The organism is Acidithiobacillus ferriphilus, assembly GCF_018854775.1.
Classification (GTDB): domain Bacteria; phylum Pseudomonadota; class Gammaproteobacteria; order Acidithiobacillales; family Acidithiobacillaceae; genus Acidithiobacillus; species Acidithiobacillus ferriphilus.
Window position 1 is genome coordinate 1 of record NZ_JAAZTY010000132.1, and the last position, 11,955, is coordinate 11,955.

General features: G+C 58.8%; 14 protein-coding genes, 1 tRNA gene and 1 other RNA gene. All 16 read right to left on the bottom strand.

Features of this window, described 5'->3' with window-relative positions; all coding sequences use genetic code 11:
• On the bottom strand, positions 1-987 hold a 987-nt coding region (locus HF921_RS09630), incomplete at its 3' end, for an ammonium transporter (protein WP_215893731.1).
• 60 nt (positions 988-1,047) lie between these two features.
• Positions 1,048-1,647 (bottom strand): recombination mediator RecR, encoded by a 600-nt coding sequence (gene recR / locus HF921_RS09635; protein WP_064219153.1) that lies wholly within the window; start codon positions 1,645-1,647, stop codon positions 1,048-1,050.
• Between the two features lie 6 nt (positions 1,648-1,653).
• Positions 1,654-1,977, bottom strand: a complete 324-nt coding sequence (locus HF921_RS09640; protein WP_064219152.1) for a YbaB/EbfC family nucleoid-associated protein — start codon at positions 1,975-1,977, stop codon at positions 1,654-1,656.
• Positions 1,978-1,980: 3 nt separating this feature from the next.
• Positions 1,981-3,687, bottom strand: a complete 1,707-nt coding sequence (gene dnaX, locus HF921_RS09645) for a DNA polymerase III subunit gamma/tau (protein ID WP_215893732.1) — start codon at positions 3,685-3,687, stop codon at positions 1,981-1,983.
• A gap of 26 nt (positions 3,688-3,713) precedes the next feature.
• An RNA gene (gene ffs, locus HF921_RS09650) (signal recognition particle sRNA small type) lies at positions 3,714-3,810 on the bottom strand.
• A 47-nt stretch (positions 3,811-3,857) separates the two neighbouring features.
• A tRNA-Ser gene (locus HF921_RS09655) sits at positions 3,858-3,948 on the bottom strand.
• 76 nt (positions 3,949-4,024) lie between these two features.
• Entirely contained in the window at positions 4,025-4,381 is a 357-nt protein-coding gene (locus HF921_RS09660; protein WP_215861973.1) for a PilZ domain-containing protein, read from the bottom strand.
• A complete protein-coding gene (locus tag HF921_RS09665) occupies positions 4,365-5,366 on the bottom strand; it encodes a DNA polymerase III subunit delta' C-terminal domain-containing protein (protein WP_215893733.1) in 1,002 nt (333 codons plus the stop codon). Before HF921_RS09665 ends, HF921_RS09660 begins: the two co-directional genes overlap by 17 nt.
• The gene (tmk, locus tag HF921_RS09670; protein ID WP_215893734.1) at positions 5,363-6,013 is read right to left on the bottom strand and encodes a dTMP kinase; all 651 of its coding nucleotides are present in this window, start codon (positions 6,011-6,013) and stop codon (positions 5,363-5,365) included. Before tmk ends, HF921_RS09665 begins: the two co-directional genes overlap by 4 nt.
• Complete coding sequence (gene mltG / locus HF921_RS09675) at positions 6,010-7,023, bottom strand: endolytic transglycosylase MltG (RefSeq protein WP_064220340.1); 1,014 nt, start codon at positions 7,021-7,023, stop codon at positions 6,010-6,012. Before mltG ends, tmk begins: the two co-directional genes overlap by 4 nt.
• The gene (gene pabC / locus HF921_RS09680) at positions 7,020-7,874 is read right to left on the bottom strand and encodes an aminodeoxychorismate lyase (RefSeq protein WP_278667053.1); all 855 of its coding nucleotides are present in this window, start codon (positions 7,872-7,874) and stop codon (positions 7,020-7,022) included. The genes mltG and pabC overlap by 4 nt, the downstream gene beginning before the upstream one ends.
• 7 nt (positions 7,875-7,881) lie before the next feature.
• Positions 7,882-9,123 (bottom strand): beta-ketoacyl-ACP synthase II, encoded by a 1,242-nt coding sequence (fabF, locus tag HF921_RS09685; protein ID WP_064220339.1) that lies wholly within the window; start codon positions 9,121-9,123, stop codon positions 7,882-7,884.
• Between the two features lie 39 nt (positions 9,124-9,162).
• Complete coding sequence (gene acpP, locus HF921_RS09690; RefSeq protein WP_064220338.1) at positions 9,163-9,411, bottom strand: acyl carrier protein; 249 nt, start codon at positions 9,409-9,411, stop codon at positions 9,163-9,165.
• Positions 9,412-9,495: 84 nt separating this feature from the next.
• Positions 9,496-10,245, bottom strand: a complete 750-nt coding sequence (gene fabG, locus HF921_RS09695; RefSeq protein ID WP_215860391.1) for a 3-oxoacyl-ACP reductase FabG — start codon at positions 10,243-10,245, stop codon at positions 9,496-9,498.
• The gene (gene fabD / locus HF921_RS09700) at positions 10,245-11,180 is read right to left on the bottom strand and encodes an ACP S-malonyltransferase (protein ID WP_064220336.1); all 936 of its coding nucleotides are present in this window, start codon (positions 11,178-11,180) and stop codon (positions 10,245-10,247) included. The genes fabG and fabD overlap by 1 nt, the downstream gene beginning before the upstream one ends.
• 37 nt (positions 11,181-11,217) lie before the next feature.
• Positions 11,218-11,955: beta-ketoacyl-ACP synthase III (locus tag HF921_RS09705; protein WP_215893735.1), on the bottom strand; the 738-nt coding region annotated here is incomplete at its 5' end.

An 11,955-nucleotide genomic window follows, 5' to 3' on the forward strand; every position in this document is an offset into this window, starting at 1 on the left:
GACGGCCAGCCCACCCCACACGCCGCAGACGCCGTGCATCGGCCATACGCCAAGCACGTCATCCAGACGCAGGCGGTGCTGCACAAAAGTGAAGAGGTAGACAAAGATAATACCGGCAATAGCGCCGATGGCCAAAGCACCGATGGGTTGCACCACATCGGAACCGGCGCAGATCGCGACCAGACCCGCCAGAGCGCCATTGTGTACGAAGCCCGGGTCGCCTTTCCCTACCGCCAGGGCCGCCAGCATACCGCCCACCAGCGCCATAAGCGAATTGAGCGCCACCAGACCCTGCACCGCCATCAGTTGCTGCGCACTCATCACATTAAAGCCAAACCAGCCGATGATCAGAATCCAGGAACCCAGCGCCAGAAAGGGAATATTGGATGGTGGCATGGCATGCACCACACCATTTTTCCCGTAACGCCCCTTGCGCGGACCCAGCAGCCAGACCGCCATCAGCGCCATCCAACCACCCATGGCATGGACCACCACCGAGCCCGCGAAATCGTGAAAAGGCGCACCAAAAACGCTGGCAAACCAGGCCTGAATGCCATAATGATTATTCCAGACGATGCCTTCATAAAAGGGATAAACCAGCCCCACCAGGAAGGCCGTCGCCAGCAATTGCGGATAAAAACGCGCCCGTTCGGCGATACCACCGGAAATAATAGCCGGTACCGCGGCGGCGAAGGTGAGCAGGAAGAAAAAGCGCACCATCTCGAAGCCGTGATTACCCGTGGTCAGGGTCTTCACATCACCGAAAAAGCTGATGCCGTAGGCGATGTGGTAACCCACAAAAAAATAGACCATGGTAGAAATACCAAAATCGCTGAGAATTTTGACCAATGCGTTGACCTGACTGCGGCGCCTTACCGTGCCCAGTTCCAGAAAGGCGAATCCGCCGTGCATGGCAAGTACCAGAATGGCACCCATCAGCAAAAAAAACACATTCCCACCCGGAGGCGTGGCGCCTATGGCTGTCATGATCGCTGCTTCCTCTCAAAATTTAATTGATTTTATATTTACGAAACAATGGATAACGTCTCATTCATCGAGCAATCGGCGACCATGCAATGCGCGCCCGAGGGTGCTACGATCGACGTATTCCAATTCGCCGCCCACCGGCACCCCGCGGGCGATACGGCTGATTGTCATACCCTCGGGAACCAGCCCGGCAAGGAACTGTGCCGTGGCCTCCCCTTCCAGAGTGGGATTGGTCGCAAAAATCACTTCCCGCAAGTCTGCCTCACCCAAACGCGCGCTGAGGCGATCAATGTGCAGGGCTTCGGGACCGATGCCGTCCAGGGGCGACAAATGCCCCATCAACACAAAAAACTCGCCGACAAACACCCCCGTATCTTCGATAGCGCGCAGATCAGCGGGAGATTCCACGACGCAGAGGATGGAACGGTCCCGATCTTCAGAGCGACAGACGGCGCACAACGGCGCTTCGCTCAGATTATTGCAGCGCTGACAAAAACGGACCATGGCATGGGCCTGCTGCAAGGCGGCGGCCAGTTGCGGCATGAGATCGCGCTTGCGCACCAGCAACTCATAGCCGATCCGTTGCGCCGAACGCGGGCCAATACCCGGCAGGCGGCGGAGCAGTGCCACCAGGGCATCCATACTCGGAACATCTGCCATAAATGCCTAGAAAGGCAGGTTCATGCCCGGAATATTCATGCCACCCGTCACGTCCGACATCCGCTCCGCGCTGACCTTCTCGGCATTGCGCACGGCGTCATTGATGGCGGCAGCCACGAGATCCTCGAGCATTTCCCGATCGCCATCGGCAAGCAGAGAGGGGTCAATACGCACCCGGCGTACGTCATACCGGCAGGTCATGGTGACTTCTACCAGATTACCGCCCGCATAGCCTCGCACCTCTACCTGGGCAAGTTCTTCCTGCGTCTTTTGCATGCGCTCCTGGAGCTGCTGCGCCTGCTTCATGATATTTCCCAATCCACCCTTCATCTTTCATCCCCTCTCTAGTTTACTCTTCAACTGTGAGTCGACGGCACCGCCGTTCGCGGCGGTGGGCACCATAACTTCAATGGATTCCACATGAGCCTCCAAGACTTCCAGGAACGCGCCTATGCGCGGGTCCGCAGCGATGCGCGCCTCGGCTTCGGCCTGCCGGGATGCCGCGCGCGCTTTTTCTTCCTGCACCAGGCTTCCCACCCCGGTCGCCTTGGTAAGGGGCACGATGCTCAGACGCGGTTCCCGGCCAAAATATGCAGTAAGCGCCCGATGTAACGCCCCACGGGCCTCGGCCTTGACGAGAAATGGCAAATAATTGGGCTCCACGGCCAATTCCACCGCTTCCGGATCGCAGCGCAGGGCCTGTCCATAGCGCAGGTACTCGGCAAGCATGGGAGAAACCGCCAGCGCTTCCACCACACAACGCCAGTCCGTCGAGGGTGCCGTCTCAGCCACCCTATCCGGAGTCGTTTCCCGAACAGCATCCCCTGAATGGTAGGAAAGCGATGGTGCAGACCGGTGCGATGCCGGTGAACTCAGCTCCGCTGTCAGCGTTGTTGACTCAACAAAATGCGGAATGCCCGGATCCGGAAGCGCGGCGGCGGGCGGCAAGTCTGGCGATACCGCTCCGGAAAAGCTCAATACCCGCAGAACAGCCATTTCCAGCGCCATGCGGCTGTCCGGATAAAGCGCAAAGTCACGTCGTGCCGAGAGGAGCAAAAAATACCAGGACTGCAAAGTAAGCGGGCTGATGCGTCCACGCAGGCGCGCGATCAGCTCCGCACCATCATCCTCCGGATCTGTCGGAAGAAATTGTGCCAAGCTGAGACGGTGCACGCCCTCTATGACCAAATCGAGCAGGCCGGCGCCATCTATACCCCGCGCCAGATGATCATCCAGTATGGCAAATACCTGCGCAGCATCCCGATCCACCAACGCTTCGACCAGACCCAGCACCGCATCGTCACTGCCGCGCCCAAGCATCGCGAGCACGCCGTCACGCTGGACCGCACCCCCACCATGAACAATGGCCTGATCCAGCAAACTCAGAGCGTCGCGCAGGCTTCCATCGGCAGCGCGTGACAATATCCGCAGTGCGGCATCCTCGGCAGGTAGCTGCTCGGCCGCCATGATCTGCTGCAATCGTCCCTGAATTTGTGGAATATCCAGCCTCCGCAAATTAAACTGCAGACAGCGGGAGAGTACGGTTACCGGCAGCTTCTGCGGATCCGTGGTCGCCAACAGAAATTTGACATGCTCCGGCGGTTCTTCAAGGGTTTTCAGCAGCGCGTTGAAGCTGTGAGTGGATAACATGTGTACCTCGTCGATAAGGTACACTTTGTATCGACCCACCGTAGGCGCGTACTGCACGTTGTCCAGCAGGTCACGGGTTTCATCCACCCGAGTGCGGCTCGCCGCGTCCACTTCCAGCAGATCAACAAAATTTCCCGCAGCGATGCCGCGACAGGCACTGCACTCTCCGCAAGGATCGCTGCTAACGCCACGCTCACAGTTCAGGCACTTGGCCAGTAGCCGCGCCAGAGTCGTTTTACCGACGCCCCGCGTCCCGGTGAACAGAAAAGCATGATGAATGCGACCGGAATCGAGGGCATGGCGCAAGGCGGCGACCACCGCCCCTTGCCCTACAAAATCGTCAAAGTGTTGTGGCCGCCAGCGGCGGGCAAGCGCGAGGTAGGCGCTCATGCGCGCCCGAAATATAGGGTGGCGACGCCAACCAGCCGCACCCCGGCACCTGGATCACCGGCTGCCGCTGCTCCCTTCCGGGCCTGACGGGGTTCACCAGCTACCACTGCGAGGGGACCGATCTTTGTCGCCATAGAAAAACCTGAGACTGTCCGCTGATGGACGGTGATTGGCGGAGAGGGTGGGATTCGAACCCACGGTACCCTTTTGGAGTACACAGCATTTCCAGTGCTGCACCTTCGGCCGCTCGGTCACCTCTCCTGAGGGGACGAAGTGTAACCCAGACGGCAACGAGAGAGCAATGATCCTATATGGAAGCGGCACAAAATGATGCATTTTAAAAACTCAGCACCTCGCCATCGTTCCTGGGCAGGTCCGACAGCGCGTTTTGAATGCGCATCAGGACACCGGAGCGATCATTTACGAACTGAACGCCAATGGCTGGTGGTCGGCCATCACGATTATCCGGTGGCGTCACCCACACCACCTTCCCCATGACAGGCGCCCGCGGCTGGCTGTCGGGAAGACTGATCATGAGCAACACCTCCGTGCCCATGGGCAGGAGGTTCGGTGTCTCCACCAGCACCCCCCCCCCTTTAATGTTTGGCATATAGTAGCGCTGCACCGCGGCAACGTCCCGCAACACTACGGACAGCGCTTTTGCCGCACTTCCCGTCTCAGCTTGTAATTCCATGCACCTTCTCCCTGGACCAAATGCTTATCCAGTTCAACAGTAACGTTTCCAACATCATACCCACATTGCGATTCTGGGCGAGAGATTCTGGGAGTCGGATCCATTCCTCCAGCGTCTCCCAGAGGGAGATCGCCTGAGCCGACTGCGCCATGACCTCCAGCGACTGCAGGTAGTCTACATGCACGATGCTGTCCGGGCGATGATTACGAAGCCGGAGCAAATCGGCCAACAAGCTCAGCATCAACTCGCGCAGCAGCAGCAAGTCAACGTCTTTGGCCCAGTTATCGGCCAGACGCAAAGCGGCGACGGGGCTCTGCTGGGGAAGGCTCAATAACATGTCGATCCAGCTTGGGCAGCGTGTCACCCAGCCGGATTCCCAGAGTTGCCAGGCACGCAACGGCCGATTCGCAAACTGTCGGCTCAACCAAAGCGCCTCCGCCGGAGGTATACCGAGTCCTTCCAGCCAAAGCACGCACTGCCCCGGCCGTGCTGCTGGAAAAGACAATCTCTGCAAGCGTGACCGGATGGTGGCCAGAAGTTGCGACGGACGCTCACTGAGCAAAAGAATGTGCGCACGCGCGGCGGGCTCCTCCAGGGTTTTGAGGAGGGCGTTGGCGGCCGCCGCGGTCAGCGCTTCGGCCGGCTCAACGCGCAGCCAGCGCCGCGCGCTGACCTGCGGGGTGTAGGCGAGAAAGTCATTGGCATGGCGCACCGCGTCAATCGCAATACGCTTCCCCGTTTCTGCTGTAATAACGAGCAGATCCGGATGATTGCCTTCTACCAACAAACGACAGGAACGACAGGTTCCACAGGACAATCCCTGCGCTGATGGCGCGAAACACAAGGCCACCTGCTGCAACTCATCGCAGTACTGTCCGACCAGCGACCCCGACTCGCCGACAGCGAGCATCGCCTGAGGCAACCCCGCTTGCAGCAGACTTTGTATCGGCTGCCATTCGGCGGGCGTCGGACGCTGCGCACTCATGAACAATGCGCCGCCAGACGCAGCGCCAACTGTATCCGCAAAGTATCATGCACCACCGGCAGAGTCTGGGTCGCGTCCACGCGCAAGATTCTTTCTGGTTCGGCCGCACAGCGTTCCGCAAAAACCGCTCGCGCCCGACTAAAGAAGGCTTGATCTTCCTGTTCCAATCGATCCGGTCGACGTGCGCGAATACGCATCGCGCCCAATTCCGGCGGCACATCAAACCAGAAGGTCAGATCAGGAAGGCGCGTAATCCCCGCCCAGCGCGCCAACTCCGCGATGTGTTCGCGGGTGACCCCCCGCCCGCCACTCTGATAGGCATAGGTGGAATCTTCATAGCGATCACTGATGACCACCTTCCCGGCAGCCAGCGCGGGAGCAATACGCGTCAGCCAATGATCCCGACGCCCGGCATACAGCAGGAGCAACTCCTCATCCGCATCCAGGTGCAGGTGATCATCCAGAAAAATCGTACGCAAGGCCTCACCGAGCGGCCCGCCGCCCGGTTCCCGAGTAACTTCCACCGCATAGCCCTGCTGACGACAATACTCCGCCAACACCGGCGCCGCTGAACTCTTTCCTGCGCCCTCGATACCCTCCAAGGTGAGGAAAAATCCATCCTTCAGTGATGCCGCCTTCGCGTTCACAAACCCGCTCCTCCGGCATGCTGGAGATAATGCTGTATCTGCTTAAGATGTTGCGTGTAACTCTCCGAATAATGGTATTCATCGCCTTGAGCGATAAAATAAAGGTCGGCACTGTCCGCAGGATGCAGCACAGCCATCAGACTACCGAGTCCCGGCATCGCGATGGGGGTAGGCGGCAATCCGGTATGCAAGTAGGTGTTGTAGGGGCTCTCCACATGCATCTCTGAGGTCGTCAAAGACCCAGTATAGCGCTCGCCCAAAGCATAAATCACGGTGGGATCAGACTGCAGAGGCATACCCTGCCGCAAGCGATTGAGAAAGACGGCGGCGATATGCGCCTGCTCTGCGGGTGGCGCGCCCTCCTTTTGTACGATAGAAGCCAGAATCAGAGCCTGATAGGGATCACCCAGCGGCAATCCAGGAGCACGTCCGGCCCATAAGGAGTGTAATTCCCGTTGCATGCGCACATAGGCACGCCGCAGCACACTCAGCGCGGTGGTACCCGGAACGTAACGGTAACTATCGGGGAAAAGCCAGCCCTCCGCACTACCTTGCGCGCCGACACCCTGCCGTGCGAGGTATCGTGCCGCGGCCGCACCCTGTGGCAGGTTCTGCTGGTCCAGGTAAGGAGCCTTATCGTGTATTTCCTGATAGATATCCTGCAAACGCCAGCCAGGCACAATCAGCAGGCTAAGTGGCGTGGATTGCCCGGCAATCAATCGGTGGAGTACCTGCGCCTGGTTAATACGTCCCCGGAACTCATACAGTCCGGCCTGCATGGGCGGATACCCGGCCAAGGCCCAAGCCAGATGAAACAGTCGCGGATGCGGCAATACCCCGGACCGCGCCAGACTGGCAATAGTCTGCGCGTTGGTGGTGCCCAAAGGAATGGGGACCGTCACGCCCTTCGCCGGCAAAGCTTCCGGCCAATACATGCCGATGCCGTAAAATCCAAAAAGGAATGACATCATCAAAAGAAACAACCCGGCGGCACGGCGTTTGCGGCTCATGATTGTGGCCCCAACCCCATATTCCTGCACCAAGCGAGCAAAGCGGATGCTATTGGTCCGTCATGTCCTGGCAACGTGCGCTCCGCAAAGCGGCGTACTGGCCAGATGCCGATCAGACTATTGCTGAAGAATATTTCATCCGCCTGCTGAAGTGCCGCGGCCCGATAGCGCCCCGGCATGATCGGCACAGCACGCGCGCGCAGCCATTCCAGGATAGCGCCCCGCTGAATGCCGGCGATTCCCCCATCTTCCAGCTCTGGGGTGTAGACAATACCGGCCCTGACCCAAAACAGATTGGACATGATTCCCTCGCGCAGCACCCCTGACTGGTCCAACATGATCCCTTCCGCATATTCCGAAGCCAGGGCATCCCGGGCCATAACCTGATTCAGGCGATTGAGCGATTTAACGCCGAGATAAGGCGCACCGGTTAACAAGGCGACCGGACAGATCGCGGCGGAAATACCGGGTTCCCAATAGTGGGGATCACGTTCCGGCCATTGGGATAAATACAGATAGCGTCGCATGGGACCTGCATCGGAACTGCCGTACCCCCAACCCGCGCCACGGCTGAGAAGCAGCTTGACGAAGAGGCGGGAATGTACCCGAACATCATGCAGTATCTGCTGTAAATCAGCATACCAGAGGCTTGGGGAAGGCATGGGGATATTCAGAATGGCCGCGCCACGCCCGAGGCGCGCCAGATGGGCATCCCAAAACAGGGGGACGCCCTTTATGACCGCGATGGTTTCAAAAAGCCCATCCCCATAATGTAAAGCACGGTCCAAGGCAATACCGCACTCCCCTGCCACGAAGTGATTTCCATCCACCGTGGCAGCAATCACTCCCACGGAGCAATCAGTTGCTAACGCGGCGGAAAACCAGGGAACTGTTGGTACCGCCAAATCCGAAGGAATTACTTAACGCCACTTCCACAGCCGCGTGTCGCGCCTTAAGGGGTACATAATCCAGGTCGCAACCCTCATCAGCCTGATCCAGATTGATGGTGGGTGGCAGAATGCCATGATAGAGGGCCAGCACCGTAAAAATGGCTTCGATCCCCCCCGCGGCACCCAGAAGATGGCCCGTCATGGACTTGGTGGAGCTCATGGCCAATCGCCGTGCATGGTCGCCGAAGACCACATGCACGGCGTCGGTTTCTGAACGGTCTCCAAGCGGGGTCGACGTCCCATGCGCGTTGATGTACCCCACCATTTCCGGAGTCACCGCCGCGTTACGCAACGCAGCCTGCATACAGCGGGCGGCACCCTCCCCTGCAGGCGCCGGCTGTGTCATATGGTAAGCATCAGAGCTCATGCCATAACCGGACAATTCCGCATAGATACGGGCGCCACGACGCCGCGCGAATTCATACTCCTCCAGCACGAGAACGCCCGCACCTTCGCCCAGCACGAAACCATCCCGATCTTTATCCCAGGGACGACTGGCCTTCTCAGGATCCTCATTACGCGTTGAAAGCGCCCGCGCCGCGCAGAATCCACCCAGCCCCAGAGGACTGATAGCCGCCTCGGCACCACCGGCGATCATGACATCGGCGTCACCGTATTCGATGAGTCGCGCCGCATCTCCGATGGAGTGCGTACCTGTAGAACAGGCCGTCGCCATGGCAATGCTCGGTCCTTTGGCGCCATACATGATGGAGACATGGCCAGACACCATGTTGACGATACAACGCGGAATAAAAAAGGGCGAGATCCGGCGCGGGCCGCTCTCGGTGACAATCGTATGCTCGGATTCGATACCCGGCAAACCACCAATGCCGCTGCCAATGGATACTCCCACCCGGTCCGCAATGTCCGCACCGATCTGCAATCCGGAATCCGCAATCGCTTCCATCGCCGCAGCAAGGCCATAATGGATGAATAAATCCATCTTGCGGGCTTCCTTGGCCGAAATGTACTGACCGATATCAAAGCCACGTACCTCTCCCGCAATCTGGGAGCTATATGGGGCAGGGTCAATGCGGGTTACCCGGCCAATACCACTACGCCCCTGGATTATGGAATCCCACGCCGCGGGAAGGCCCACCCCGACGGGTGATACAATTCCCAGCCCGGTAATCACTGCACGTCTCTTCAAACGCCTGTTCTCCTCATCACCCGGTCGGGGAATAAATACTCAGGCATCCTTGGTTGGCATATGCGCAGACACATAGTCGATGGCCTGTTGCACGGTCGCAATCTTCTCCGCTTCTTCATCGGGGATTTCGCAGTCAAACTCTTCTTCCAGCGCCATCACCAGCTCCACGGTATCCAGCGAGTCAGCACCCAGATCATCGACAAAAGAGGCTTCATTGGTTACTTCATCTTCGTTGACACCCAACTGCTCTACTACAACCTTCTTTACACGTTCTGCCACACTATCCATTAGGAGAAGCTCCTCTGTTGGTAAAAAATTATTGTCGGCGAGATTGGACCACAGGGCGTACAGTCCTGTAAAGCCACGAATGCGTTACCCCATCCACATGCCCCCATTGACATGCAGAATCTGTCCGGTTACGTAACCCGCATCCGGACCCGCCAAATAAGCAACCGCAGCCGCCACATCGGCCACCACTCCGAGTCTTCCCGCGGGAATCTGCTGCATAAGGGCATCACGGTGCGTATCATTCAGCCCTTCGGTCATGTCCGTGCTGATGAAGCCAGGGGCCACACAATTGACCGTCACCTGCCGCGCCGCCACCTCCCTCGCCATAGCCCGGGTAAAACCGGCCACCCCCGCCTTCGCCGCCGCATAATTGGTCTGTCCGGCATTGCCCATCACACCGACCACCGACGTAATGTTAATAATACGGCCAAAACGGGCTTTGAGCATATCGCGCACGCATAGCTTGCTCAAGCGGTATACCGCGCGCAAGTTGGTCGCCATGACATCATCCCAATCGTCATCCTTCATCCGCAACAGCAATTGATCGCGGGTGATTCCCGCATTATTCACCAGAATAGTCGGCGCACCATGAGATGCCTGTATTTGCGCGAGCACAGCGGACATGGCCGCATCATCAGTCACATCCAGCGCCACCCCGGTGCCGCGAATACCGTGCGCTGCCAGGTCCGCGTCAATTCGTTCCGCACCAGCAGGCGTGGTTGCCGTGGCGACGACCAGCGCGCCCTGTCTGCCCAGTACGCGGGCGATCTCCTGTCCGATACCGCGGCTACCGCCGGTGATCAGGGCCAACTGACCCTCTAAAGATCCCGCCATCAGATCACCTCCAGGACGGCCTTAAGGCTTTTGCCATCTTCGATATGGAGCATGGTCAGGCTAGGCTCAATACGCTTCCCCAATCCAGACAGCACGCGACCAGGCCCCATTTCCACGAAGGTCATAGCCCCCTGTCGGGCAAGATGACGAATCGTATCGGTCCAACGTACCGGTGAATACAACTGCTGAGCGAGGGCGGCACGAATGGAATCAGGCGTATTGTGGTTTTGCACATCGGCATTATGCACCACCATCGCCTTGGGGCTGCGGAATTGCACAGATTCCAGGGTAGCCTGAAAACGTTCGGCAGCCGACATCATCAGGCTGCAATGGCTGGGCACACTGACCGGAAGCACTACAACGCGCTTCGCACCCGCGGCACGCGCCGACTCTACCAGACGCGTAACGGCTGCCTGATTACCGGCGACCACCACTTGTCCGGGCGCATTAAAATTAGCCGCCGCGAGCACCTCACCATGTGCTTCCTGGGCGCAAAGTTGTTTCACCTCATCATCGCCGAGACCAATAACGGCCGCCATGGCACCCACACCTTCGGGCACCGCATGCTGCATCAGACGGCCGCGTTCGGCGACCAGACGCACCGCATCCGGGAAATCCACCGCATCGGCGACCACCAGGGCGGTGTATTCACCCAAAGAGTGGCCGGCGATAAAGTCGGGAAAGACGCCGCCCTCCTCTTCCCAGACCCGATAAACGGCGTACCCGGCAGCCAGCATCACCGGCTGCGTCCAACACGTCTGATTGAGTTTTTCGACAGGCCCATCCTGAGTAAGGGACCACAGGTCCTCGCCCAGCTGGGCGGAGGCTTCCGCGAAAATCTCCTTGATCAGCGGATGACTGCCGGCAAGATCGGTCAGCATATTCATAGATTGCGAACCCTGACCGGGAAAAACAAAGGCGATAGAGCCGTGCAAGCGAACCTCCTCTCAGTACAAATTGGTAGCAGGGCTTTCAGCCCCAGCGCAGGAGCGCTGATCCCCAAGTGAACCCACCCCCGAACGCCTCCAGCAGGAGACATTGTCCCGGCTGAAAACAACGGCGTCGGGCCGCATCATCCAGCGCTAAAGGCACCGAAGCTGCGGAAGTATTACCATGATGTTCTACCGTCGTCACCACCCGCTCCATAGGCAAGCCTAACTTATCGGCGGTCGCCTGAATAATGCGGATATTGGCCTGATGCGGCACCAGCCAGTCGATGTCCGCTGCTGTCAGGGCATTTGCCGCGAGCGTTTCCTGCACAATCTCGCCCAGGGTACGCACAGCCATGCGGAACACCGCATTACCCTGCATGGTCATTCGTGTCTCGCCACCAGGCACCTGCAGCAAGTCGGCATAGGCACCATCCGCATGGATGTGCGTGGAGATGATGCCGGGTTCATCACTGGCACTGAGGATTACGGCACCGGCACCATCACCAAAAAGGATACAGGTACCGCGATCCGTCCAATCGACGATGCGGGACATACTCTCTACCCCGACGACCAGCGCATGCCGCGCTCCGCCGCTGCGGATGAAGCGATCGGCGGTCGCCAATGCGTAGATAAAACCGGTGCAAACCGCCTGAATATCAAAAGCCGGCGCGCCATGGTTCCCCAAACGGGCTTGCAACAGACAGGCGGTGCTGGGGAAGATCTGGTCCGCGGTCGTCGTCGCAACAATAATGAGATCCAAATCCTCTGCCCGAAGATC